This window comes from Nocardia neocaledoniensis (assembly GCF_003182135.1).
GTDB classification, from domain to species: Bacteria; Actinomycetota; Actinomycetes; order Mycobacteriales; family Mycobacteriaceae; genus Nocardia; species Nocardia neocaledoniensis.
Window position 1 is genome coordinate 393,276 of record NZ_QGTL01000003.1, and the last position, 24,626, is coordinate 417,901.

Genomic DNA, 24,626 nt, shown 5'->3' on the forward strand with positions numbered 1-24,626 from the left:
CGTAGCCCGCTCTACGCCTGCCCGGTGGTGAATCCCGTTCGAGCCCAATCACTTCCGATCGTGAGCCGAGGTACCGATGTGGTAGCTTCGCGAAGTTCGTCGGATCTGTGCAGGAGGCTCGGCAGGTGTTTTCGCGCTCCGCGCGCCGTGGAACTCGCCGAGCACTGGTCAGCGTGCTGACCGCCGCGCTCGGCGTCGGCGTGCTCTCGGTGCCGTCCGCGCACGCGGCCGATCCCTACCTCGACCGGCTCGCCGAAGATGCCGCCACACCGGCGCTGAACTGGGCCGAGTGCGAGGACGGCTTCCAGTGCTCGACCGCCCGGGTGCCGCTCGACTACAACAGCCCGCACGGTGAGCAGATCGACCTCGCGGTGATCAAGCTGCCCGCCGCCGACCCCGGTCAGCGGATCGGGACGTTGTTCGTGAACTTCGGCGGGCCCGGCCCGTCCGGAGTGGATCGCTTGCGGGAGCGGGCGCGGTGGCCGTGGCTGTTCTCCCCGGAGCTGCGCGCCCGCTTCGATCTGGTCTCCTGGGATCCGCGCGGAGTGTCACGCAGCGCGGGAGCGCACTGCTTCGCCAGTGCCGAAGAGCAGGAGCAGTACCTGGGGTCCTTCCCCGGCACTCCCACCGACCCGCGCGACGAGCCGGAGTTCTTCGCCAGGTCCGCCGATATCGCCGCGCGCTGCGCCGCGCAGGCGGGACCGATCCTGGCGCACGCCTCCACCGCCAACACCGCGCGCGATCTCGACCTGCTGCGCCGCGCCGTCGGCGACGCCACGCTCACCTATCACGGCATCTCCTACGGGACCCAGGTCGGCGCGGTCTACGCCAACATGTTCCCCGGCCGGGTGCGGGCGATGGCCTTCGACGGTTCGCTGGACTTCGAGGGCAATGCCGACGGACACGGCACCGACGGCGCGAACCTGCCGCTCGACACCAGGCAGGGCGTGGCGGTCGGCATCGCCGAGACCTTCGACGCTTTCCTGCGCGACTGCTCGGCGGCAGGACCGCGCTGCGCCTTCTCATCGGGCGACCCGAAGCTCAAGTGGCTCGCGCTGGCCGAGCGGGCGCGCCTGGCACCGATCACGCTCGACGGAACGCCGTGGACGTTCTCCCAGGTCGTGAGCACCGCGGGCAGCCTCTCGCGCCCCGAGACCTACCCCGATCTCGCGGTCCTGTTGCAGAACCTGTTCGACGCGGCGACCACGCTGCCCGCCCGCGTCCCGGATGCCTTGTTCGACAAGAACTATCCCGCCAATCGCGTCGAGGCGTTCTACACGATCCAGTGCGCCGACAGCACCGTCCCGACCGATCCCGCCGCGTACAGCCGGATCGCCGCCGCCGAGGACCTGCACAACCCCTACTTCGGCCGCACCGCCGTCTTCAACGCCATGCCGTGCGCCTTCTGGCCCACCCGCGACCTCGACCGCTACACCGGCCCGTGGAACCGCGAGACCGCCGCCCCGATCCTCGTCCTGAACAGCCGCTACGACCCCGCCACCCCGCTGCACGGCGCCTACGCCGGCGCCACCCAGCTCGCCCGCGCCCAACTCGTCGTCCTCGAAGGCGCGGGCCACAGCAGCATGTACGTCCCCAGCACCTGCGCCGAACACGTCAAACGCGACTACCTGTTCACCGGCCAACTCCCCCCGGACGGCACCCGCTGCGGCATCGACCGCTCCCCCTTCGCCTGATTCCGCGGCGGGCCGTCACCGGTCTCAGCTGATCAGGCAGAGCAGGTCGTAGAGCGGCGGCTTCTCGACGCTGCCGGTGGCGAACGCCAGTTGAGCGAGCGGCGAGCAGATCAACGCCGTTTCCGACGAGCCCGACCCGCCACCTGCCCCGCTTCCGCCTCCGGCTGAACCGGATTCGGCGACCGGGGCCGGTGCGGCGGGGGCCGCGGTGGCGACTGCGGGAGTGGCGAGGAGCGCGCTGGAAAGGACGGCGACGGCCGCGATCTTCTTCATGCGCCAAGCGAACACCACCGTCGCGTTCCACAAGAGTGAAATGAAGATATTTCACCCAGTTCGGTCGACTCCGCGAGGGCGAGGTCACCAGGAGCTCTTGTGCACGCCGGGGAGTTCGCCGCGGCCGCCTACCGCCAGGACCTGCGCGCCGACGACCACACCCCGGACACCTGGGAGACCTATGACGCCGTCGCGGCACTGCTCGACGAGGCGTGGGCGGAATGGCGGGCAGGTGCGAACCTGCGGCGCGGACCGGACCGTGACCCGCGAGTGATTCAGCAGGAAAAATCGAGCGCTTCATGACATCTCACCGTGACCAACGGTGGGGCTCACCAGTACCAAGCTGGTCTATCGGTCGGGAACCATCGATGTTTGGAGGGCTCATGCGAAGGCTTGCGACTGTGACTCTCGGAGTTTCCTTCGGCGCATGCGCCGTACTCGGCTCGATCGCATCCGCCGCACCCGGCGCCAGCTATCAGATGGGCGAAACCGCCGCTATCCCCGTGTTGAACTACAACGGCGCCGCGACAACGGTTACCGAGATCACCGTCGCGGACTGGTACTGCGACGGTCGTCTGGAAAGCTGCACCGTATCGGTGCGTTTCGCACACCGCGGAACGCAGTCGACCGACCCGGCGACAATCAGCTACAGCCTTTCCTTCGCCGACGGCAGGTTGATTCCGGCCACGACCGAACCGACCGTCGGCTACCTCTACGACGGCACCACCGCGACCGGGACAGCATCGTTCCCGCTCATCACCGAGCCATCGCCGCCGACGGAGGTGGTCCTGCGTGGCGAGGTTTCCGGCAACGTGCTCGGCACGTGGGTAGTGCCCTAGCAACACCACAAGCGGCTGCGCGAGATATAACCTGCTAGCCGGTCGCACCCGAAGGCCGGACGACCGGAACCACCGTGAGCACCGACTCCAGGCCCGCGAAGTCCTTTGGATTCGTTGTGAACAACGGCAGCCCGTTACTCGCCGCTGTAGCCGCGATCATCAAGTCCGAACTTCGGCGACGTGGGCTGCGGCCGACGGCATGAACCTGGGCACAGAGCACACCGAATACGCGCGCGGCTCGGCTGTCGTAGGGCAGAGCCTCACCGAATTCCGCCTCGACCCGCTGCAATACAGCAATTCGGTTGGCTCGCTTGATAACGTCATCGGTCGCGTGCGGACCATGGGACAACTCACCCAACGTGACAGCCGTGATAGCCGACTCCACCGGAAGATCAGCGAGATCGAACAGGCCGAGAGCTGCGACGATGCACGTGTCCAGCACACCCCGGTCGTAGCGGCTCACTCGTCCACCGGCCACGGGTCGTCGGCAAGTTCGTCATCCACCATCGCGTCGAGGTCGCGGCGCAATTCGTCGGCGTCCAGCGCCGGAACGCCCACGAAGGACTGCTGAGCCCTCGCGGTCGAGACGAAGCGACTTCGACGAATCGGTATCACGTCGGCCAATGGCTCGCCGTTCAGCGTGAGTACGAACCTCTCACCGTCGCGAAGACTCCTCGTCATCCGCCCGGAGTCGTTGACGAACGCGCGAACGCTGATCTCGGAAGGTGACTGCTCAGGAACGCCCATAACCCAAGAGTACCTCGGCGTGCCACGGCGTGGTACTGGCTCGAGGTGGGTTTGCCCTGCCAAGGAGGCCGCGCTTCATACCAATAAACGCGCGAAGGCACGGACTTCCGGGGGAAGTCCGTGCCTTCGTTCGATATTCGCCTAGGTGGCTGCGCTCACGAGGAGCGCGAGGTCACCAGGAGCTCTTGTGCACGCCAGGGAGCTCGCCACGGTGGGCCATCTCGCGCAGGCACACGCGGCACAGGCCGAACTTGCGGTACACCGCGTGGGGGCGGCCGCAACGCTGGCAGCGGGTGTAGGCGCGGACCGCGAACTTCGGCTTGGCGTTGGCCTTGTTGACCAGTGCTTTCTTGGCCATGTGCTCAGTTCTCCTTGAACGGGAAGCCGAGGTGCTTGAGCAGCGCACGGCCTTCTTCGTTGTTGGTCGCAGTGGTCACCACGGTGATGTCCATACCGCGCGGGCGGTCGATGGAGTCCACGTCGATCTCGTGGAACATCGACTGCTCGCTCAGGCCGAACGTGTAGTTGCCGTTGCCGTCGAACTGCTTCGGCGACAGGCCGCGGAAGTCGCGGATACGGGGCAGCGCGATGGAGACCAGGCGGTCCAGGAACTCCCACATGCGGTCGCCACGGAGGGTGACCTTCGCGCCGATCGGCATGCCCTCACGGAGCTTGAACTGCGCGATCGACTTGGTGGCCTTGCGGACCTCCGGCTTCTGACCGGTGATCAGCTCGAGGTCCTTGATGGCACCGTTGATCAGCTTGGCGTCACGGGCGGCGTCGCCGACACCCATGTTGACGACGACCTTCACCACGCCCGGGATCTGCATCACGTTGGCGTACTCGAACTCGCTGTTCAGCGCGTCCTTGATCTCGGCGCGGTAGCGCGCCTTCAGCCGGGGCTGAGTCTGCTCAGAGGTGGTCATGTCAGATGTCCTTCCCGTTCTTACGGGAGATCCGAACCCGCTTGCCGGTCTCTTCGTCGGTGCGGTAGCCGACGCGAGTCGGGTTACCGTCGGAGTCGACGACCATCACGTTGGACACGTGGATGGGGGCTTCCTGGGTCACGATGCCGCCCGAAGAGGCGCCACGCTGGTTCGCGGAATCCGCGACGTGCTTCTTGATCCGGTTCACGCCTTCGACGAGGACCTTGTTGTTCGCCGGGTAGGCCTGGATGACCTTGCCCTTGGCGCCCTTGTCCTTGCCCGCGATGACGAGAACGGTGTCACCCTTGTGCACCTTCATGGTCAGAGCACCTCCGGGGCCAGCGAAACGATCTTCATGAAGCGCTTGTCGCGCAGCTCGCGGCCGACGGGGCCGAAGATGCGGGTGCCACGCGGATCGTTGTCCGCCTTGATGAGCACGGCAGCGTTCTCATCGAACTTGATGTAGGAACCGTCCGGACGGCGGCGCTCCTTGACGGTGCGCACGACGACAGCCTTGACGACGTCGCCCTTCTTGACGTTCGCGCCGGGGATGGCGTCCTTGACGGTGGCGACGATGATGTCACCGATACCGGCATAGCGACGCGACGAGCCACCGAGCACGCGGATGCAAAGGATTTCCTTCGCCCCGGTGTTGTCGGCGACGCGCAGTCGCGACTCCTGCTGAATCACTTCAGCACCTCCTGGACCTGGATGTATACGTACGCCGGATTGCCGACCCGACGCACATGGTCAGTCACCCTCCGGACGCGCGCCTGCCAGCGGAAATACCTACCACTGGGGGTTCACTGCCGGATTGCGGGCGCAGAGCTCCCGCAGGCAACCGGTCTAGTGTAGGTGAATCCCCAGGTCGACCCAAATCGGGGGTCGTTCCCGTAATTTTGAAGCGAGAATGTTTCAAACTGCCGTGAGCGCGCTCACGCCGTTGCTACGGTCCCCCTGCTCGTCGAGGGACGAGCTGACGAGGAGCCACCCATGAGCATCACCCTGCCGACCACCCGCCGCCTCGCGACGACCGCGGGCGCCTTCGCCGCGGCACTCGCCCTGGCCGCGCCGCATGCCACGGCCGGCCCGATCATCGACATGCTCACCGACACCCTCACGGTCGGCTGCACCTCCAAGATCGATGTCGTCGGCCTCGACGACTACGTCGGCGCCCAGGTGGACTTCGTCGCCAACGGCAAGTTCTTCGCCAGCGACACCGTCGACCTGGAAGTGACCGTCGGCGGTGTCACCGTCGCCAAGGCCACCGCCTACTACCACGTCGAAACCCAGGTCGAGGTGCAGTTGTCGCTGCTGCTGCACGCCACCGGCGCGCCGCTGGTGACCAAGCGGGTGCCCACCGTCATGAAGATCATCGACGCGGGCAGCGGACTCGCCTGCGACGTGGCCACCGGCAGCGCGGGCATCTCCTCGGACTAGCGCGCGGCCCGAAACCGGCCGGGCGCACCGCTACCCCCACCGATCGGCCCGCCCGCCGGTAGCCTGGGCGGGCTGGATCGCAACGAGCAGGGGTGCGGCTGCCGCATCGGGGAAGGAACCTAGTGACATCGTCCGGTCGTCCGTCGGTCTTGGATCGTCGCGCTTTTCTGGTCGCCATGGGATTGGTGCCGGTCGCGGCCGCGCTGGCCTCCTGTTCCTCCGACAACCCCGAAGTGCGGCTCACCGGCGTCGATCTGAGCGGTGGCGACCCCGCGATCCGTCCCCAGGACGATCTGTACCGCCACGTCAACGGCGCCTGGCTGCGCGACTACCAGCTGCCGCCGGACAAGGCCTCGGTCGGCGCGATCACCGACGCCAACGACCGCACCCTGGAACAGCTGCGCGCCATCATCGAGGGCATCTCCGATCCCGAACCGGGGTCGGAGGCCCAGCAGATCAAGGATCTCTACGACGCGCGGCTGGATCTCGACGAGATCGAGCGGCTCGGGATCACCCCGCTGGACGGGCTGTTCACCGCGATCGACAAGGCCGCGGGCAAGCCGGAGCTGGCCAAGGTGATGGCCGAGGCGCCGATCGCCGGGCTGATCGGGATGGGCATCGGCATCGACCGCAAGAACTCCAAGGCCTATATCCCCAGCGTCGGCCAGTCCGGGCTCACCCTCGGCGAGCAGTACTACCGCAAGCCCGAGTTCGCCGCGCAGCTGGCCGGCTATCAGACCTATCTCGAGCAACTGGCCAAGGGCCTGAACCTGCCCGACCCCGCCGGCATCGCCCAGCGCACCGTCGACCTGGAGAAGCGGATCGCGGCCGGGCACTGGGACAGCGTGCGCACCCGCAACACCGACGCCACCTACAACCTGATGAGCTGGCAGGAGCTCACCGCGCTCGGCCCGCAGTTCGACTGGGACCCGTGGCTGGCCGGGATGACCGACCGGCCCAAGTCGCTGTTCGACAAGATGGTCGTCGGCCAGCCCTCGTTCGTCACCGCGGCGGCCCAGCTGTGGAGCGAGGTCGACATCGCCCAGTGGCGCGACTACCTCAAGCTGCAGATCGCCAACACCTACGCCCGCTTCCTGCCGAAGGCCATCGCCGACGCGCGCTTCGAGTTCGTCGGCCGGGTGCTCAGCGGCCTGGAGGAGAAGCCGGAGATGTGGCGCTCGGCGGTGGGCGTCGTCGACGACAATCTCGGCGAACCGCTGGGAAAGCTGTACGTGGACAAGCACTTCCCGCCCGCAGCCAAGGAACGCGCGCTCGAGATGGTCGACGACCTGCGCGCCGCGTACCGCGACAACTTCACCAACTCCAGCTGGATGTCGCAGCCCACCCGCGAGGCCTCGATCGCCAAACTGGACAAGATCGTCGCCCAGATCGGTTACCCCGACAAGTGGGTCGACTACTCGTCGGTGAAGGTCACGCGCGGCCGGTTGATCGAATCCCTGCTCGCCATCAACGCTTTCGAGTCCAAGCGCGCCTTCGCCCGGCTCGGCACCGAGGTGGACAAGTCGGAATGGAGCATGTCGCCGCAGACGGTGAACGCCTACTACAGCCCCACCACCAATCAGATCGTCTTCCCCGCCGCCTACCTGCAGCCGCCGTTCTTCGACAAGGACGCCCAGGACGCGGTCAACTACGGCGCGGTGGGCTCGACGATCGGCCACGAGATCGGGCACGGCTTCGACGACCAGGGCTCCAAGTACGACGGTGACGGCAACCGCCGCGACTGGTGGACCCCCGAGGACCGCGCGGCCTTCGACGCCAAGACCCAGCAGATCGTCGAGCAGTACGACGTGCTGGTCCCGGAGGGCGCGCCCGAGGGGCAGCACGTGAACGGGCAGCTCACCGTCGGCGAGAACCTGGCCGATCTGCGCGGTCTGCAGATCGCGCTGGCTGCCTATCGGAAGGTCGCCGAGCGCACGGGTGAGCAGCCCGATTACCGGACCATGTTCTTCTCCTGGGCCCGGCAGTGGCGCGACAAGCAGACCGAGGAGGCCACCCTGCAGGGTCTGCAGGACACGCACTCCCCCAACGAGTTCCGGTGCAACCAGGTGGTCCGCAACATCGCCGAGTTCTACTCGACCTTCGAGGTGAAGGAGAGCGACAAGCTCTTCCTGCCGCAGGATCAGCGGGTCTCGCTCTAGGGCATCGATTCTCCCCGAATTACCACGTAGGTTAGCCTAGGCTGACTTACGCTGGATTCAGCTCAGGAGGATCACGATGACGTCTGTTCGGACTACGCGCGGCTGGCGGCGCGCGGCGGTGGCCGCGCTCGCCGGCGTGCTCGCCTTCGGCGTCGCGGCCTGCGGTTCCACTGACGACTCCGCGGGCTCGGGCGAGCCGGTGACCATCACCCACGCCCGCGGCGAGACCACGGTCAACGGCACGCCGAAGAAGGTCGTAGCGCTCGGCAACCAGTGGCTGGACTCCTCGCTGGCGCTCGGCGTCGTGCCGGTCGGCTACATCGACAATGTGTCGGCGGTGTCCAAGAGCACCCCGCCGTGGCAGCCGGAGAGCCTGAAGTCGGCCACCGCGCTCAACACCACCGGCAGCATCGCCGAGCAGGTCGCCGCGCTGGAGCCGGACCTGATCCTGGCCGATCCGTTCATCGCCGACCAGAAGACCTATGACGATCTGTCCAAGATCGCGCCGACCCTGCCCGCGCTGACCAAGGACGCCGTCACGCCGTGGCAGGAGCAGGTGACCGCGCTGGGCAAGGTGCTCGACAAGGAGGGCGACGCGAGCGCGGTGATCAAGAAGGTCGACGACAAGATCGCCGAGATCACCACCGCCAACCCCGGCCTGAAGGGCAAGACCTTCGCCAGCACCTGGCTGGCCAGTCCCTCGCAGCTGATGGTGCTGACCGACCCCAACGACGGCTCGGCCAAGGTGTTCGGCCAGCTGGGCATGACCATTCCGGCGAACCTGACCGCGCTGCCCGCCAACCAGGGCCGCCTGGCGCTCTCGCCGGAGCGCGTCGACGAACTGACCGCCGACCTGCTGCTGGCCGGGTACTCGCCCGGGCTGGACGAGAAGTACCGGCAGCTGCCCGGCTACGGCGACCTGCCGTCGGTGCGCAAGGGCTCGGCGGTGTTCCTGACCACCCAGGAGATCAGCGCGGTCAACCAGCCCTCGGCGCTGTCGGTGCCCTACATCCTCGACAAGCTGGCGCCCGCGTTCGCCGCGGCGGCGAAATAGACTCGTCCTCAACCACGTTCGACCCGCAAGGAACTCGCTGTGCTCGCCTCCGCGTACCCCGCCCAGACCCGATTCGCGCTGCGCGCCGGGGTCACCTGCCTCACCACGCCCGCCGGCGCGGTGCTGCTGAATCCGCCGCGCAACGTGAAACTGACCGGGCTGGGCGCGGGCGCGCTGCAGGCGCTCAAGACCCTCAACCAGGGCCCGGCGACGGCCGCCGAGATGGCGACCGCGGCGGCCGGTGACGACATCACCGGCCTCATGCGCAAGCTCACCGACGGCGGCTGGCTGGCGGTGACCGTGCGCGACGGCGGACGCGACCTCTACAGCATCCGTCCCTTCGCCGAGCCCGCGCCGCGTCCCGAGGTGCCACTGCCGTCCTGGTCGGCGACGCTGTCGAAGTTCGCGGTGCTGCACCGTGATTCCCAGGGTTTCGTGCTCGAGCATCCGCGGGCGTGGTGCGATCTGCGTGTCCACGATCCGCGGCTGCTCGCGCTGCTCGACGGCCCGATGGCGGCCGATTCGCCGGTGCCTGCGGCGGTGAAGTCGCAGTTCATGTCCGATCTGCAGTGGTGCGGTTTCCTGGTCGACGGTGACGAGGAGGAGCACGAGTTCGCCACCCGCTCCTGGAACCCCGCGGACCTGTGGTTCCATCGCCGCAGCACCCTCGGCGCCCGCACGGTGACCTGGGACGACTTCGGCCCGACCCGCTGGGCCGAGGGCCGGTTCCCCGAATTGCCCGCCCGCCGAGCGCCGTTCGCCGCCGACCCGATCGCGCTGGCCCGCCCGGAACTGGCCGAGCTGCGCGCCGCCGATCCCACGCTCACCGCCGCGCTCGAGGATCGCGTCTCGACCCGCGCGTTCGACGACGCGGCCCCCATCACCGCGGACCAGCTGGGCGAATTGCTGTTCCGCAGCGCCCGCACCCGCGAGGACGGCTCGCGCCCGTACCCGTCCGGCGGCGGCGCCTACGAGCTCGAGGTCTACCCGGTCCTGCGCGATGTGCCCGGGCTGGAAAACGGGATGTACCACTACGATTCGACCGAGCACGCCCTGCGTCCGGTCGCAGCCGCCGACTCCCCCGCCGTGCTGAAGCTGCTGAAGTCCACCTCGGCGACGCTGGCCGGTGGCGCGGAACCGCAGGTCCTGCTGCTGGTCTCGGCCCGCGCGGGCCGGGTCATGTGGAGCTACGAGCAGGTCGCCTACGCCAACATCCTCAAGCACGTCGGCGTGTTCATGCAGACCGTCTACCTGGCCGCGACCGCCATGCGCCTCGGCGTCGTCGCCCAGGGCTTCAGCGACACCTCCGCCTTCGCCGCCGCCACCGGCATCGACGAGCTGGAGGAATGCAACGTCGGCAGCGTCATCGTGGGGTCGCGCCCCGCCTGACGGATGAGAAACCCGTCACATCGACGCAACCGCCGAGGGGTTTCGCGCGTCCAATACCTTTGACGTGCTCCCTATCGGATCGAGGACTCATGACCGAGGACTGGTCGGCGCCGAGCCGGGCGGCCAACGACGCGTTGCGCGCACAGATCGACGGAATGCTGGAGTCGTTCGCCGCCGAGAAATCGGCGCTGGTCGACGCGCAGGCCCGTGCGACCGAGCCCGTCACGGTGTGGTCGGCCGACGGTCTGGTGCGCGTCTCCGGCACGGTCGCTGGCGTCGCCGAGGTCCACATCGAGCCGGATGCCTTCAAACGATCCACCCCCGAATCCCTCGGCCGCTCCATCACCGCCGCGATCACGGAGATGTCGACGCGAGCCGCTCTCGCTCAGCACGAGGCCCTCGCCCCACTCACGGCTGACCTGCCCGACCTCCCCGACCTGATCCCCGGCGTACCGAGCATGAAGGACCTGATCGCCCAACTCACCCCGCCCCCACCGCCGCCCCCGGAACCGGTCGCCGAGGCGCCGCGCGGCCTGGTCGACGATTCCGACGACGAAGAGGGCGACTACTTCCGCAACCGGAGCTATCTGCGATGACCTCTGTCAAGGTCGACCCGGACGGACTGCGCAACACCCAGCCCGCGTTCGCGGCAGTGGCGTCCACCATCACGACCGCGGCCCAGCAGTTGGCAGCGGTGATCGCGGCCGAAGGCGAATGCTGGGGCGGCGACGAGATCGGCGCCGCCTTCGCCAAGAACTACACACCCGGCGTGGAGCCAGGACAGAAGGCCGTCACCGGACTGGCCACGACCATGACCCAGCTCGGCGAGAACATGGTCACGGTCGCCAACGCGCTGCAAACCCAGGACACCGGCCATGCCGGACAGATCGCGCAGGTCGAGGGCGCCCTGTAGATGGGTATCGAGATCCCCGGCGAACTGCAATGGGTCGCGCAATACCTGCTCGGCGCCGGCGACTGGCCCGACGGCGACGAAACCGCCATGCGCCGCGTCGCCGACGGCTGGACGGCGATGGCGAACACCCTCGACACCGTGGACGATGACGCGGCCGTGGCGCTGAACGCCGCCCTCACCGCGATCTCCGAAGGCGAGACCCACACCGCCATCGCGACTTTCCGCGACAGGTTCCTCGCGGGAGATCAGGCCACCGTCACCGCCGTGCGGACGTGGTGCCGGACCCAAGCCGAACTGCTCGACGATGGCGCCAACGACATCGAGCACACCAAGCTGGTGATCATCGGCACGATGATCGTGACCGCCGCCGAGCTGGCCGTCGCGCTCGCCACGTCATGGACGGGCGTCGGTGCCGTCGCCGGAGTCGCCGCCCGGGTCGCCGGGCAGATCGCCATCCGGATCGCGATCAAACAGCTCATCGCCCGCATGCTCTCCCGTGGCGCGGCCAAAGCCGCCGCCCGGCTCGCCTTGCGCGGCGCCGCTTTCGAAGCACTCGAAGAAGGCGGCGTCGACCTGGCCGCCCGCATGATCCAGGTGTCCAACGGCGACCGGACCACCGACAAGTTCGGCTGGACCGACCTCGGCCTCGCCACCTTCGGCGGTGCCGTCGGTGGCGCGGTCGGTGGGGTATTGGGCGGCGGCACAGGAGCATTGGCGGACACCGCAGGTTCGACCGTCGGCAAGGTCGCCGGCAAGGTCGCCGGCGGCGCCGTCACCGAACTCGGCGCCGACGTCTCCGCCCAGGTCGCCGCCGCCGGTGTCGGTGCCGCGTTCCTCGGTCAGGAGTTCAACCTCGACATCGGGGTCGATACGTTCACCAGCGCGGGTGCGGGCGGTGTGCAGTCCGCGGTCGAGTCCGGTGGATCGTCACCCGCGCAGGCGCCCACCGTGCCCGAACTCGGCACCGAGGTGCCGGGTGCCACGACCCCCGCCGCCACTGCGCCGGCGACCGACTCCCCCGCGCCGGGCAGCGAGTCTCCCGATGCCCCCACCACACCCGCATCGACCGACGCACCGTCCGGCGACCAGCCGCCGACCGGAACCGACAACGGCACCCCCGACACCCCCGCGGCCCCGAACAACGACGAACCGACCAACCCCGCGTCAACGGGCGACCCTGGTTCGCCCACCGACGGAGCAACGGCGCCGCAGAACACCGCGCCAGGAGATCCCGCCACCGCGAGCCCGAATGACAACGGCGCGAACGGAACTCCCTCGCCAACCGAATCCGCACCTGCCAGCGCACCGAGCGACAGCGCCCCGGATGCCGGGAACACCTCACCGACGCCGAACCCGGACACCCACGGGTCACCGACTACCCCGAACACCGGCGACGCCACCCAATCCAGCCCGAACGGCAACCCCGACACCGGGGATTCCACGCCATCCAGCCCGGAAAACAGCGGGCCGACCCAAAACCCGGCTCCCGCAGATACCCCCTCGCCAAGCCCGACCACACCCGTCACACCATCGCCTGTCGACACCACCCCGACCAACAGCACTCCGCCCACCGGCGACACCATCCCCACCAACTCCGCTCCCTCCACCGGCGACACCACGCAGCTGTCCGACCCGACAAACGGCACAACACCCGATACGCCCACCCCGGGTGACACCAGACCGTCACCCACCAACACCCCACTGGACCTGCCCGCACAGACCACAGCGGCCGACCCTGATCCGGCGAATACCCCTCCCGCGCAACAGGCTCCGACCTCAGCCACGCCACCCGTCACCACGACACCGGACACCCAAGCGGCCACATCAACCCCCGCCGCAACCACGCCCGGCATCAGCCCCACCACAACTCCGTCGAACCCAGCGATCACCCAAACCGCGCCCGCAGACGCCACCAGGCCGACTTCCCCCGACACGTCGACCGCTGCTGCCACCACCACCACGACGCCGGTATCGCACACCGGAACTCCCGCGCCCGCAACCACTCCAACGACACCACCCACCACCACGCCGGCTTCCACGCCGGCCCCACCGACCACCCCGAGCCCGACCGCCACACCCCACGCGTCGCCCAGCTCACCTATCCCCTCGGTGCCGTCGTCACCCAGGTCGACCACGGCCATCTCCAGCACCCCGACATCAACGCCGACCAGCCAGCAGGATCTCGGCACCAGCCCCACACCGCCACAATCCTCGAACCCCAACCAGCCGTTCGGTCCCAACCCCACACCCACGACCGGTCCCATCACGCACAACCCCACAAACCCGCCACCCCACAACCAGGCCCGCGCACTCCGCGAATCCCTGCGCAACCTGCCGTCCCAAGACGGCCGCACCACCGCGGTCGACGCCAACCGAAGCCCGTTCCTGCAGCGTCCACCCGCCTACCGGATTCGGCGTTTTCACCTGGGCGGCAATCAATGGGTCGCCGCAGCGACCGTCCGCGCCCATATTCCCAACGCCCACTTGATGTCACCGGCTGAGCTGAGCCAGGCTATGGAGCGCATCCAGGCGACGGTCGACGCGACCTTCAACGACGGTTCGAAGCTACTGAGCGGGGACCTGTTCCTGGTCGATCTCGAATTCACCACCGACCCGGACAACGCCGATCTCACGCTGAACCCCAACGAGCATTCCATTCGGCAGAGCAATGTCCTACGCGAACACCTCGGACTGTTCCCGGCCGAACCCAACACCACTCTCAATCCTGACGATCTCCGCGAGATCAGCAATGACATCGCCCGCGCGAACACCCCGACCCGCTTCGCGGACCCGGCCGATTCCAGGGTCATCGACCACAATCATCTCGACGACATTGAAAGCCCTACCTACCAGGCGCATGTCGAAGACCTTCTACGCGAAGGAAATTCGTTCGTCACCGGCGCGGACCCGCGCACCCACCCCTATGGCCAGGCCATCAACGACGGTGGGCGTGGACAACCCGGTCGCGGAAACAACTGCCTCGACTGCTCACTATCGGCCCTGTCCTCGTTCTTCGGCATACCCCGGATCGCCGCTCCTCGTTGGCCCGACCACAACCAGGACGGCACTCCCGACTCCCGAAGCGGTGAGCAGGACGGCAACGAGCGCGCGGCTGCCTGGATCGGCAGCGACTGGGTGGGCTATTCCGGGATGTCAGTCGATGCGGAGTATCAGGCTCTGCATGACCACGTCGCGAACCTGGGACCTGGCTCAGCAGCTCTGGTCGCCACCGGCTGGCACGCGCGAGACGCCAACGGCGTCCGCCGTTACCACGCGGACGGAACCCCTGTCATCGAAGAAGGCCACGCCACCGTCGTCGTCTTCCCACCCGGAGCATCGGGACCGGTGTGGTGGGATCCTCAATCTGGTGAAACATCTGACACGCCCCCAGCATCGCTGACCGCTGAAGCCGCGGCGATGTGGTGCATTCCGATCGACGCGAATGGAGGTCCGCTCAATGGCGGAACCAGTACCTACCCGGGAGCAAGCCCGACAGTTGCTGGCCCGAGTATTCGGCCCGAGCACGGCGTTCAGCATCCTGGAGAGCAACCACGGCTGGATATGTCGCGAGATGCGCCCGCAGGAGACTCGACCACGGACAGGCCCACCGACGAATCTGGGCATGGGGAGTTACGTGGTCAACAAGCACACGGGAGTGATCACGGCCCACTCGAGCATGGGATTGGAGGCGATCGGCAAGGAGTTCGACCAGACGACCGAAGCAGGCCTCCCGCCTCAGGGCTATCAGGTATATCCGAAACAACGCCGGATTCACCTGACCCGCGTCTTCGAGGACCCGAATACGATCATCTATCGAGTGCACCTGACGTTCCTGGCGAATCCGGACAGCCCGGGGATCACCCAGGACGTCGAGATCACCAAGAACCCGATCCGACACCGGCCGACGGACCGAGTATCGGGAGTAGCGACGTCATGGGCTTACGCCCAGAGCCGCAGCACGGGGACATGGCCGGCGGAGGGCACGATCGAGCAATAGCCGACCACGACGACACCACAGCGACCGAGTCCGCGCCGGAGCCGATGTCGCCTTCGCCGAGCGCCATCGACCAATCCGGTGGTGCGATCCGTCCACGCGACATCTTCGACACTCCGGCCCAGGACGCCTGGGCGGAAACCGTCTACGAGCAGGTCCGGGCAACCGACAACGACGTCGACGCTATGGCCGAGAACCTGGCCGACACCGCCCGGCCGGACGGGACCCGTGGCTACTCCCGCGACGAGATCGCACAGGTGAAGAACCACCTGTTCCGCAGCGAACACCCGCTCGCGGTCTATGACGACGACGGCAACACCGTCGGTGTCGAGATGCGGCGATACGATGCGAGCGCGGACATCGCGGAAGCGTGGATGCGGCTGTCGAATGGCACCGCACGACCCGAGGACATGGTCCTCCTCGAACACGAACTGGCCGAGGCCGCCTACTACGCGGCACACCCAGGCGCGTCGTACCGCGAGGCACACGACCACGCCAACACGCATTTCAACTGGGAATCGAATATCCCACCGCGGACCGGGGAGAACATCGAGGAGTGGAAGACTAGACATGGCGATCAATCTGCTGTTCCGGCTCAAGACGGAGACCGAACAGGACGTGACATACCAGTTCGGCAACCCGGGCCGACTGAATCGCGAGCTGACGATCCGCAAGTCGGACTACACGGTGACCGTGGCGGACGGGAGGACGGACCAGCTGGCGATCCTCACCGCGGGCAAGGCGATGAGCCGCCACAAGCAGGACGGAACCTGGATGAAGTCGGGCAGCGTCCAGGCTTAGATTCGCCGCGGCAGTCCGGCGGCGAACGCTGGGTGCCACCGCAAGCCGGCGAATTCGACCGCAGCTCGAGCGAAAGCGCATCCTCCGGTCACAGCGTGGTCGCCGCCGGTGGAAACCCAGGTGGCACAGTTCCGCAACCGACGCCGACAGATGCCCCAGCGAACACCCCGGGCTCGATTCCCAGCTCGACGGGCATCACCGCAGCGCAGGTCGGCCCGCACTCTCCGCCACCGACGCCCCAGCAACTCCACAACGCGAACCGCTCACGCGATGCTCGCGACAGCCTCCGCAGTCAGCGGCCGGACGGAGGCACGCAGCTGGTCACCGATCCCAGCGGCCGCCGCCGCTTCACTTGGCAGCGACACACCACGGCCCTCGGCGTTCCGGTATCCGTACTGCGCATCGGCCTCCACCTCACCGGCGCGCCCAACCTCGACCCCGCCGCTGTCACTGCCCTGCTCCAACGCGCCCAGCTCGCCACCGACCTACATTTCAACAGCGGCTTCCAGCTACCCAACGGCGATTGGGTGATGGTCGATCTCGTCCCGCTGACGGATCCGTCCGCCGCGGAAATGCACATGCGGGTCGACGACTGGGGCCGGCCTGGCGCAACACATCCGAACGCCGAACTGCCTCCGCTGACGGCCCAACTCCGCGAGCAACTCGGGTTGGACCCGAACAGCGACCAGATGTCTGTCGTGGATCTGCATCGACTAGGTGCCGCGGTGGATCGCGCCACGTTCACCCCGCCGCCACCGCCCTGGCTCGCAAACCCGTCCCACCACACCGAACCCACACCACCCCACGCGACCTCGCTGCCGACCCGACACCAGGCTCTGCCCGCTGACCCTGACAACCGTGGACAGCTCCCAATTCCACCCCACCGCGACTTCCGCGCACCCGAATCCAATCCACCACCGCAGCTGGATGGTCAGCGCCCGCACGATCCGCGTGACTTCCGTGCACCGGAGTCCCTGCCGCCCCTGATGCCGCGGTCTGCTCTGCCACGCGACATCAGTCCGGCGCCTGCGCGCCGTACGACACAACAGTCGGGCGGTTTCCTCCGACGCATGGTCCGCAGGCTCTTCGGAACTCAGCCGCGAAACGTACCGGCACAACCCACGGTTCAGCGCGGGCAACAGCCGGCCGCTCAGCCGATTCAACGCGCAGCACTCGGGCCCGATCGGCGGCCACCGGCAGTTCTGCCGCCATCATCTGATACGCGCGGTTTGCAGCAGCCGCATCAACCGCAGGACTTCACGGATCTGCCATACAATACCGGCCCGCCCTACGCCACTCAGGAAATGAGCCCCGCATATCGTGGTGAGCATGAAGAGGTCAACCCCGTTTGGGAATACCCGCTGTGCGTCGAATATCTCGACGAAAGTGCGCGCCAAAGTTACAGACTCTTCGTTATCGATGGAGAGCTCTGGACCGCCGGTGGTGTCCGGTTCGACACCAGATCCGGCACTACGGCGAGAGGGGAGGGGCGTGCGGTGTTCGTCATGGACGAGCAAGGCAATCTCTACGCCTCGACGTATCATGAACGCGGAATGTTTCACCACTCCAGCTTTCTGTCCGGTGGAAATGTCGCCGCAGCGGGAGAACTCATTGTCATCGACGGAGTACTCCAACTGTTGACAGATTCGAGCGGACACTATCGACCTGCTCGTGGACACACGATGCAAGCCATCAATCAGCTCCGGAGCATGGGTATCCCGATCACACCCGGGCAAGTCAGGTTCGAGGCACCACCGCAATGAAGGGCAACAATGTGAGTTACTGGCGTCCTGTCGTGAATACGATCCTGTACTCGATCCAGTTCGAGCGCGCTCTCGACGACCGTGTCGTCGACAGGATCGCGCACACCCTCGTGACACAGCCACTTGCCACGCTCGTGCCGGAAGACGAGTACGGCGCCCTGGTCGAGGGTATCGCGACCCGGGAACCTATCCCGACACTCATACAGTTGCCACATCCGGAAGCAGAACTGCGAGAATTCTTGGGCCGCGTGGTCGCGCGTATGGACGAAATGCGCCCTTGGCCGACGTTGCCATATCTCCGAATGCCCAAGGACAGCGTGTCGATTTTCGAGAATGCGGCACCGATCGCACGCATCTCAGCGAGTGTGGGGGATATCCAGGGCAGGATATCCCGTGCGTTCTATTCGGGAACCGAATATGGGACCTTCATCCCACTGAAGATGGCATCTGGCAGAGTGGTCGGAATGTTCACGCCCTTTTGGAGTGATAGCGACGATATCGTGCTTGTCGATGCGACGCACGACCCCGATCCACACGCTGCAATCACTGAACTACTGTCCGTGACGCGCATCGACCCCGCAACCGTCACCCGCCTGACCGCCGATGATCTGGAACCATTTTCCGATAAGTATGCAACGACACCGATTCATGATAATTTCCGAGGCGAGCACCTACCTGGTAATTCCGTCTGGGGTGGCACGCAAGTCGCATATCTGACCCCCGAAGAGCGGGAAAGGTACCGTCTTACGGCCTACAACGGATTGCTCATCGATGCTCGAGGACAACTGCTCGATACCAGTAATGCGCGCACCCTTTGGTCTCCAGCAGGCGGGCGAGCGATTTTCGTGATGGACAGCAACGGAGTCCTCTACTCATCACCGAACCATGTGCTGGGCGAGTTTCACCATTCGAGCTTCCTCGCGGGCGAGCCGGCCGCGGGCGCGGGCGAGATCGAAGCACGATACGGCCAGGTTCGCCTGATCAGCGACCACAGCAGCCACTACCGCCCGGCACGGCGATTCACCGAGCAGGTCGTGGACAGCCTCGCCCGGCAGGGAGTTCGGGTCGACGACCTGGTGGTCGAGTACCACTCCCCCACCTGACCGGCCCTGAATCGGACAAGATCTTCGGATTGGGCGACGCCGGGCGGCAGCTCGAAGCCGAGATCGCGGACCTGACGCGGGCGTTGGGAGAGGCGTATCTGTGGCGCGGGTGTGGAAGAAGACCGCGCAGGGCCGGCTGGGCCCTTCGAGGACCCCGAGATGATCCGCGTCGAGGCGGGCACGGGCGACCACGAGGTTCTGTGCGGTGGTGCCCGAATGGACCTGGCGCCGTACGAAGGCCCGCGCCCGAGTGGGACTCGACAAATCGGACCGCGGCCTCGGCAGGTACGCGAGAAGGCCCGCGAGGGCGTGGCCCGGCACGCGTTGGCTTATCCGGCGTGGGGACACCGCAAGGCGTGGGCGATGTACCGCTACGACGGGCACCGAGTGTCGCAGGCCACGGTGTCGCGGAGCCTTCGCGACGAGGGCTTGTTGCTGCCGGCGGCGTATCAGCGTGGAGCGCCGCCCAGCTCGCCACCCGCCGCAAGGCCGCATTCGCTGACGAGCCGAACGGCCCGATCAGGTGTGGCAGTTGGATTTCAGCGAGTTCGAGACCATGACCGGCGGGGCGTGGATCGCCGGATGCCGGGACTACTAGTCGAATTATGAGTATCCCTGGCATGCGTCGCCGACGGCGAACCAGCACGACGCGATCACCGCGATCGAGCTCGCCCTGGCTGACTACGAGCAGACGTTGGGACACCCGCTGTGCGCGACGGCCGACCGTGACGCCAGGGGCACCCTGGTGCCCCTGGTGACGATCGTGACCGACAACGGCGGCCCGTTCCGGTCGTTCCGGTTCGAGGCGTTCATTACCGCACACCCCGAACTGCGGCACGTCCGCCTGGAACCAGCCGGGCGAGGTCCACCGCGAGGCCTGGTCGACCCGCCGGATCCCCAAATTTCCCGAGACCGAAATCCTGCCAACTACTTGACGTGGGACACCTCCGAGGTCTGGGGAACCGATCGGGGGTGGGGTGCGTCTAAGTTTGGTGGTGGCGGGTGGCTGCCGTGGCGACCGGGTAGGAGTGCTGTGCGAAGCGTGATGGTGATGCGGGCTGTGGTGTGTGGTGTCGTTTCGATGGCGGCGCTGGTCGGGTGTGGGGAAACGACCGAGGGCGTGGGCAGTCCCACGGCGTCCAAGGCAGCCGGCGACATCTTCAATCCGTGTCGGGGGGCGTTGTCTGACGAGGCGTTGCGGAGTGCGGGGCTCGATCCGGCGACGAAACTGGTCACTACCGATCCACCGTCCGGCGCGTCCACGTGGCGGATCTGCGACTGGGCGCCGACCGATGAGCGATACGGTTCGGGCCGCCGCATGATCGGTGTCGGCTCGACGAGCCACACTGTCGACGAAGCGCGCAAGAAAGAGGGGGTCACCGTCATCCGGGAGACAACCGTCAATTCCCGCCGCGGACTCATCTCGAAAGAAAACAGCACGCCGGACATCTGCTACGTATCGTTCGAAGCCAAGCAGGGCATGTTCGAAGTCACCGCAGCCTGGCTGAGCACTGAGGGGCCGCGAGGTGGTGATCTCTGCGAGATGGCCGAGAAGTACGCGGTTGCGCTCGAGCCGAATCTGCCGCAGTAGCAACGGGGGAGGGAACAAGATGACGCAGGATCACGCCGCATACTGGCGCACCATGAAGCAGCAGGCCATCAATGGCGAGTTCAGGATCGAAGAGGACCTCGGTCAGGCCATAGCCGACGTCGCGAACCAATACGTGATGGAACTCGAAGCGCAGAAGCTCGTCGCGAGCAAGCTCGACCGCCTCACCGGTTGGGGTGGACTGCCCTCGGCTATCGCTCTTCAGAACAAACTCCAGGCCAAAGCTGTCGGCGACGAGTCCGCAGTCAAACGACTCGAAGCGCACATCGCCATCGCCCGTGATCAACGCGACACCTTCCTGGCCGCCATCGGCAAACTGCAAGCAGTCGACCAGCAGACCGCCGGCGCCCTCGGCACCACAGAGGCGGGGATCTGATGGGATTCTGGGATGGCATGGGGACGTTCGGCGAATTCCTGGGCCACGTGGGCACTCTCGGCATCTTCAAGATCATGGACAACGACGACCGAGCCGACGCGTTCGACAGGCAGGACCAGGAGGGCCGGGAGACTTGGGAGGGTGACCGGACCATCATCACCGACGAATGGTCGCGGCTGGCCGCCAATGCCGGTCTGGCGATGGACGGGCCGAAGGTCACCCCGGAACCGTTCAGTACCTGGACCCACCAGCAGATCTGGGAAGCGCTGAACGGTCCGGACGGTGCCTCCGGCGTCGATGCCGCCGCGGTGAATGCCGGGGCTGACGGCTGGCGGCGGCTGACGACGGGAACCGAGACCGCGGTGACCAACTACCGTACGAGTTTCGAGCGGGTGCTGTCGGAGAAGTGGTCGGGGCAATCGGGAAACGCGGCGATCGACGCGATCAAGAGCTACGCGACCGACGCGACCAAGCTGCCCACCGCTTTCCAGATGGTCGCGAATGGTATCGACCATATGGAAGGGCTTCTCGGACAGGCGAAGATCGCGATTCCGAAACCGGAGAAGGTCGAGTGGATCGATGAAATGATCAGCCACATTCCCGGCAACGGTGTCGTCAAGGCGCAGAAGCATCGCGTCACCGAGGCGCAGGAAGACGCCCGGCTCTTCATGATCGGCACGTACCAGCCCGGTTCGATCACCGTCGACAGTCGGACTCCGGTTCTGCCACAGCCGGTGAACACTCTCGGCGCCACCGATGACGACGGCACCGGTGGCCGCGACAACGACGGCGGCGGCAATGGGAACAACAACGGCGGCAACGGCAATGGCGGCACGCCCGGAACGACGAATCCCGCTGCCACCGATGAGGATCCGACCGAGTCGACGCCGCAGACCACGGATTCCGCCGACGATCAGGACGACAGCTCCGACGACGACTCGACCGAACCCAGCAGCACTGATCCGACGGCGACCAACCCGGCGGCCACGACGCCCACCGGGACCGGCCAGCCGACGGGTGACAAGCCGGCCGGAACCGGTGGTGGCTCCCCTGGCTCCGGCTCGCCCGGCGGCGGGATCGCCGGGGGTCCGACCGCGCCCGGTGCCGGTCGCAGCGTGTCGGGTTCACCGGTCGGTGCGAACCCGGCCGGGTCGGGCGCCCGCGCGGCGGTGGGGGGTGCCACGGGTGCGCGTGGCATAAGCGGCATGCCCGGCATGATGGGCGGCGGGCGTGGCGCCAACGGCAAGGACGACGAGAACGAGCACACCACTCCCGATTACCTCGTCCAGGACCGGGAGAGCGAACTCATCGGGCAGCTGCCGCCGACACTTCCGCCGGGCGGGGTGATCGGCGCGTGAACTGGCGCCAAGCGCTGTCGGACGGCGAAACGGCGCGGCGCGGGCAAGTACCCGTCGGCCGCTGGGTGCTCGACCCGCACACGTTCGCCATCGGACTCGAAGCCCACGGCAGGGACCGGCTGCCCTACCCGCTGACCTTTCAGCCCGAGTTCGCGGAAACCATCGAGATCCACAACGAGCGGCGCCAAGCCGCCGGACGCAGGCTGCGGCAGGTTTACGACGAAGGTCTGCACAAGGTGTTCGGTGCGCTGCTCGAACCTCAGGTACGCGTCGAGATCGAGGGCTTGCACGGGCACGGTCAGACCGAGGTCGTACGCGTGTTCGCCGGGATCATCGAAGACCATGCAGCATTGGCGGTCCAGGCTCCTGGCCCCACCCGCGACCAAGGCGGCGACCTCACCTTGAGCGTCGTGCCGCTGGCCGACCTCGCCGCTGAGATCGTCACGAGACTCCCGCACGCGCAAGGCGGAACGACACCGCGCTTCCAAGGACGCCGCAGCGATCTCGACGCCGCCACGTATGCACGGCATCCCACCCGCCTGTCCCCCGTCGAGCAGACGCAGCGATTCTTCCGCCGTCCACGTATCGGCACCGGCGAGATCACCGTCTACCCCGGCTACCAGGTGGATTCCCGACCGACCTCCGACGGCAAAGCCTTCCTCTGGCTGGACTACCCGGACGACGGTCGCTATCTGATCCAGCATCACGACGCCGACAACTTCACCGTCATCCCTGGCCCACCCGCCGAACTGACACATCGGCTTGCCAAGCACATCGCTATGTTCACCGACCAGTTGGCGCGGACGCGCTGATGGTCATCCAACCGGCCTGTGGATCAGATTCGGAACCGGCCGTGGAATGTTAGTCGACGAGCCGCCGAAGAGGGGTAGCCGGCCAACGGCGGCTACCCCTCGTTCGGGTGGGGCGGGGGTTTCGACCGTCCCGCCCGGATGAATTACAGCGATCCACCTCCGCCGATCACCCACGGGTTGAAGGTGCAGGTGAGGTTGGGGTTTTGGATGGGGTCGAGGGCGCGCAGGGCGATGGAGAGGGCGCGCGGCGAGTACATCATCGTCAGATGGTCGGAGACGTCCTGTTCGCAGCCGTCCTGAAGGGTGATGTTGTTGACGGTGGCGCCGGGGCCCTGGTCGAGGAAGGTCAGCTCGTAGGGGTTGGTGACCTCGTCGTATCTGGTCGCGACGACGGTGTAGTCGACGCCGGGGACGGTGTCGCCGTTCGCGTTGAGCTGCTTGACGAAATCGGAGCCGACGGTCTGCTGGATGCCCGCGTGGCCGACGAAGATCTCGATGGGGCCGAGTATGTCGATGCCCAGGTTGTTGATCATGCGGCCGAGGGCACCGATGCCGTCGAGGCTGGTGCCGTGGTGGGTCGCGCCGTAGGTGATGAGGTTCTTCACCTTCGCCGCGCCACCCTCGTACTTGGTGTACCAGTTGGCCATCGAGCCGCCCTGGGAGTGGGCGATGATGTCGACTTCCTCGGCGCCGGTCGCCGCGAGCACGCGGTCGACGAACGCCGCGGTCTGCTTGGCCGAGTCCTGGATGTAGCCGGTGCCCATGACGCCGGGGATGAACGAACCGAGGCCGCCGCCCTCGAGCATGTTGGAGCGGCCGTAGTTGAAGGTGAACGTGCAGAAGCCCGCGTCCTTGATCGGCTGACCCATGTAGGCGTAGCCGTTGTAGGCGTTCATCCAGGTGCCGTGCAGCAGCACCACCGGGCGGGGGTGCTCGGCGGTCGGCTTGCAGTTCCAGTCGTTGGTGCCGGGGGCCGCCGCGTCGTTGTTGAGCAAGCCGTAGCCGAACGCCGCCAGGAACGAGGTCGAGGCGGGGCCGGGCGCGCCCGGGTCGGACGAGTAGCCGCCGGAGGAGCCCGAGCTGGAGCCGGAGCCGCCGTAGCAGTCGCCCGAGCCGTTGCCGGAGCCGGCGCCGCTGCCCGAGGTGCACGCCGAACCGGTGCCGCCGAGCCCGCCGTCCGTGCCCCAGGCGACCTGGCGGCCCGCGCGGATGATGTCGGCGAGCGCCTGTTCGGTGGGCGCGGCCTGCGGGCCAGCCGCCGCCCCCGCCCCGGTGAGGGCGACAGCGAGTGCGCTGACGCCCGTGAGTATCGCCGCACACACCGATCGTGTGCGACCACGGGATATGGTCATACAATTCTGCCTTTCGCCTGCGGT

The 24,626-nt window shown here is 67.1% G+C and carries 23 protein-coding genes; 15 read left to right on the forward strand and 8 right to left on the reverse strand.

Going from position 1 to position 24,626, the window contains the following annotated elements:
- Positions 1–125 precede the first annotated feature (125 nt).
- On the forward strand, positions 126–1,694 hold the full coding sequence (locus DFR69_RS09975; protein ID WP_244198184.1) for an alpha/beta hydrolase: 1,569 nt from the start codon (positions 126–128) through the stop codon (positions 1,692–1,694).
- Positions 1,695–1,718: 24 nt separating this feature from the next.
- Here the strand turns inward: DFR69_RS09975 and DFR69_RS34390 are convergent, their stop codons facing one another.
- A complete protein-coding gene (locus DFR69_RS34390) occupies positions 1,719–1,967 on the reverse strand; it encodes a hypothetical protein (protein ID WP_167456212.1) in 249 nt (82 codons plus the stop codon).
- A 99-nt stretch (positions 1,968–2,066) separates the two neighbouring features.
- Between DFR69_RS34390 and DFR69_RS34395 the strand changes: the two genes are divergently transcribed.
- Both DFR69_RS34395 and DFR69_RS09985 read left to right on the forward strand, forming a co-directional pair.
- Complete coding sequence (locus DFR69_RS34395) at positions 2,067–2,270, forward strand: hypothetical protein (protein ID WP_167456213.1); 204 nt, start codon at positions 2,067–2,069, stop codon at positions 2,268–2,270.
- A 176-nt stretch (positions 2,271–2,446) separates the two neighbouring features.
- Positions 2,447–2,806, forward strand: a complete 360-nt coding sequence (locus tag DFR69_RS09985; protein WP_110037190.1) for a hypothetical protein — start codon at positions 2,447–2,449, stop codon at positions 2,804–2,806.
- A 34-nt stretch (positions 2,807–2,840) separates the two neighbouring features.
- On the opposite strand, the gene DFR69_RS09990 is transcribed toward DFR69_RS09985, so the two are convergent.
- The 6 genes from DFR69_RS09990 to rplN all read right to left on the reverse strand — a co-directional run bounded on the left by DFR69_RS09990 (position 2,841) and on the right by rplN (position 5,169).
- On the reverse strand, positions 2,841–3,269 hold the full coding sequence (locus DFR69_RS09990; RefSeq protein ID WP_208643945.1) for a type II toxin-antitoxin system VapC family toxin: 429 nt from the start codon (positions 3,267–3,269) through the stop codon (positions 2,841–2,843).
- The gene (locus DFR69_RS09995; RefSeq protein WP_110037192.1) at positions 3,266–3,553 is read right to left on the reverse strand and encodes a prevent-host-death protein; all 288 of its coding nucleotides are present in this window, start codon (positions 3,551–3,553) and stop codon (positions 3,266–3,268) included. Before DFR69_RS09995 ends, DFR69_RS09990 begins: the two co-directional genes overlap by 4 nt.
- Positions 3,554–3,725: 172 nt before the next feature.
- A complete protein-coding gene (locus tag DFR69_RS10000) occupies positions 3,726–3,911 on the reverse strand; it encodes a type Z 30S ribosomal protein S14 (RefSeq protein WP_014981705.1) in 186 nt (61 codons plus the stop codon).
- Positions 3,912–3,915: 4 nt separating this feature from the next.
- On the reverse strand, positions 3,916–4,479 hold the full coding sequence (gene rplE / locus DFR69_RS10005; protein ID WP_019045062.1) for a 50S ribosomal protein L5: 564 nt from the start codon (positions 4,477–4,479) through the stop codon (positions 3,916–3,918).
- 1 nt (position 4,480) lies between these two features.
- Entirely contained in the window at positions 4,481–4,798 is a 318-nt protein-coding gene (gene rplX / locus DFR69_RS10010) for a 50S ribosomal protein L24 (RefSeq protein WP_110037193.1), read from the reverse strand.
- Positions 4,799–4,800: 2 nt separating this feature from the next.
- On the reverse strand, positions 4,801–5,169 hold the full coding sequence (rplN, locus tag DFR69_RS10015; RefSeq protein ID WP_019045060.1) for a 50S ribosomal protein L14: 369 nt from the start codon (positions 5,167–5,169) through the stop codon (positions 4,801–4,803).
- Positions 5,170–5,472: 303 nt separating this feature from the next.
- Between rplN and DFR69_RS10020 the strand changes: the two genes are divergently transcribed.
- The 12 genes from DFR69_RS10020 to DFR69_RS10085 all read left to right on the forward strand — a co-directional run bounded on the left by DFR69_RS10020 (position 5,473) and on the right by DFR69_RS10085 (position 23,250).
- On the forward strand, positions 5,473–5,919 hold the full coding sequence (locus tag DFR69_RS10020) for a hypothetical protein (RefSeq protein WP_110037194.1): 447 nt from the start codon (positions 5,473–5,475) through the stop codon (positions 5,917–5,919).
- Between the two features lie 176 nt (positions 5,920–6,095).
- Positions 6,096–8,078 (forward strand): M13 family metallopeptidase, encoded by a 1,983-nt coding sequence (locus DFR69_RS10025; RefSeq protein WP_167456214.1) that lies wholly within the window; start codon positions 6,096–6,098, stop codon positions 8,076–8,078.
- 76 nt (positions 8,079–8,154) lie between these two features.
- Positions 8,155–9,132, forward strand: a complete 978-nt coding sequence (locus tag DFR69_RS10030; protein WP_167456215.1) for an ABC transporter substrate-binding protein — start codon at positions 8,155–8,157, stop codon at positions 9,130–9,132.
- A gap of 39 nt (positions 9,133–9,171) precedes the next feature.
- Positions 9,172–10,521 carry a SagB family peptide dehydrogenase gene (locus DFR69_RS10035; RefSeq protein ID WP_110037197.1) on the forward strand — a complete coding sequence of 450 codons (1,350 nt, stop codon included), beginning with the start codon at positions 9,172–9,174 and terminating at the stop codon, positions 10,519–10,521.
- 89 nt (positions 10,522–10,610) lie between these two features.
- Positions 10,611–11,117, forward strand: coding sequence for a YbaB/EbfC family nucleoid-associated protein (locus DFR69_RS10040; RefSeq protein ID WP_110037198.1), 507 nt, complete (start codon positions 10,611–10,613; stop codon positions 11,115–11,117).
- Positions 11,114–11,434 carry a WXG100 family type VII secretion target gene (locus DFR69_RS10045; protein WP_110037199.1) on the forward strand — a complete coding sequence of 107 codons (321 nt, stop codon included), beginning with the start codon at positions 11,114–11,116 and terminating at the stop codon, positions 11,432–11,434. The genes DFR69_RS10040 and DFR69_RS10045 overlap by 4 nt, the downstream gene beginning before the upstream one ends.
- On the forward strand, positions 11,435–17,992 hold the full coding sequence (locus DFR69_RS10050; RefSeq protein ID WP_110037200.1) for a toxin glutamine deamidase domain-containing protein: 6,558 nt from the start codon (positions 11,435–11,437) through the stop codon (positions 17,990–17,992). It abuts the gene before it with no gap.
- Positions 17,989–19,095: a hypothetical protein gene (locus DFR69_RS33920; protein WP_146229248.1), complete on the forward strand. Its 1,107-nt coding sequence runs from the start codon at positions 17,989–17,991 to the stop codon at positions 19,093–19,095. Before DFR69_RS10050 ends, DFR69_RS33920 begins: the two co-directional genes overlap by 4 nt.
- 1,033 nt (positions 19,096–20,128) lie before the next feature.
- Positions 20,129–20,686 (forward strand): DUF3558 domain-containing protein, encoded by a 558-nt coding sequence (locus DFR69_RS10070; RefSeq protein WP_186817374.1) that lies wholly within the window; start codon positions 20,129–20,131, stop codon positions 20,684–20,686.
- Positions 20,687–20,705: 19 nt separating this feature from the next.
- Entirely contained in the window at positions 20,706–21,080 is a 375-nt protein-coding gene (locus DFR69_RS10075; RefSeq protein WP_110037202.1) for a hypothetical protein, read from the forward strand.
- Positions 21,080–22,438, forward strand: a complete 1,359-nt coding sequence (locus tag DFR69_RS10080) for a hypothetical protein (protein WP_110037203.1) — start codon at positions 21,080–21,082, stop codon at positions 22,436–22,438. The genes DFR69_RS10075 and DFR69_RS10080 overlap by 1 nt, the downstream gene beginning before the upstream one ends.
- Positions 22,439–22,503: 65 nt before the next feature.
- On the forward strand, positions 22,504–23,250 hold the full coding sequence (locus tag DFR69_RS10085; RefSeq protein ID WP_110037543.1) for an ESX secretion-associated protein EspG: 747 nt from the start codon (positions 22,504–22,506) through the stop codon (positions 23,248–23,250).
- A gap of 143 nt (positions 23,251–23,393) precedes the next feature.
- On the opposite strand, the gene DFR69_RS10090 is transcribed toward DFR69_RS10085, so the two are convergent.
- Positions 23,394–24,602: an esterase/lipase family protein gene (locus tag DFR69_RS10090; protein WP_110037204.1), complete on the reverse strand. Its 1,209-nt coding sequence runs from the start codon at positions 24,600–24,602 to the stop codon at positions 23,394–23,396.
- Positions 24,603–24,626 lie beyond the last annotated feature (24 nt).

What these genes read in the sequence shown, in the direction of transcription:
- DFR69_RS34390 (WP_167456212.1), bottom strand. Translation starts at nt 1,967, where the DNA reads ATGAAGAAGATCGCGGCCGTCGCCGTCCTTTCCAGCGCGCTCCTCGCC.
- DFR69_RS09985 (WP_110037190.1), top strand. Translation starts at nt 2,447, where the DNA reads ATGGGCGAAACCGCCGCTATCCCCGTGTTGAACTACAACGGCGCCGCG.
- DFR69_RS09995 (WP_110037192.1), bottom strand. Translation starts at nt 3,553, where the DNA reads ATGGGCGTTCCTGAGCAGTCACCTTCCGAGATCAGCGTTCGCGCGTTC.
- DFR69_RS10000 (WP_014981705.1), bottom strand. Translation starts at nt 3,911, where the DNA reads ATGGCCAAGAAAGCACTGGTCAACAAGGCCAACGCCAAGCCGAAGTTC.
- rplE (WP_019045062.1), bottom strand. Translation starts at nt 4,479, where the DNA reads ATGACCACCTCTGAGCAGACTCAGCCCCGGCTGAAGGCGCGCTACCGC.
- rplX (WP_110037193.1), bottom strand. Translation starts at nt 4,798, where the DNA reads ATGAAGGTGCACAAGGGTGACACCGTTCTCGTCATCGCGGGCAAGGAC.
- DFR69_RS10020 (WP_110037194.1), top strand. Translation starts at nt 5,473, where the DNA reads ATGAGCATCACCCTGCCGACCACCCGCCGCCTCGCGACGACCGCGGGC.
- DFR69_RS10025 (WP_167456214.1), top strand. Translation starts at nt 6,096, where the DNA reads ATGGGATTGGTGCCGGTCGCGGCCGCGCTGGCCTCCTGTTCCTCCGAC.
- DFR69_RS10030 (WP_167456215.1), top strand. Translation starts at nt 8,155, where the DNA reads ATGACGTCTGTTCGGACTACGCGCGGCTGGCGGCGCGCGGCGGTGGCC.
- DFR69_RS10040 (WP_110037198.1), top strand. Translation starts at nt 10,611, where the DNA reads ATGACCGAGGACTGGTCGGCGCCGAGCCGGGCGGCCAACGACGCGTTG.
- DFR69_RS10045 (WP_110037199.1), top strand. Translation starts at nt 11,114, where the DNA reads ATGACCTCTGTCAAGGTCGACCCGGACGGACTGCGCAACACCCAGCCC.
- DFR69_RS10050 (WP_110037200.1), top strand. Translation starts at nt 11,435, where the DNA reads ATGGGTATCGAGATCCCCGGCGAACTGCAATGGGTCGCGCAATACCTG.
- DFR69_RS33920 (WP_146229248.1), top strand. Translation starts at nt 17,989, where the DNA reads ATGAAGGGCAACAATGTGAGTTACTGGCGTCCTGTCGTGAATACGATC.
- DFR69_RS10075 (WP_110037202.1), top strand. Translation starts at nt 20,706, where the DNA reads ATGACGCAGGATCACGCCGCATACTGGCGCACCATGAAGCAGCAGGCC.
- DFR69_RS10080 (WP_110037203.1), top strand. Translation starts at nt 21,080, where the DNA reads ATGGGATTCTGGGATGGCATGGGGACGTTCGGCGAATTCCTGGGCCAC.
- DFR69_RS10090 (WP_110037204.1), bottom strand. Translation starts at nt 24,602, where the DNA reads ATGACCATATCCCGTGGTCGCACACGATCGGTGTGTGCGGCGATACTC.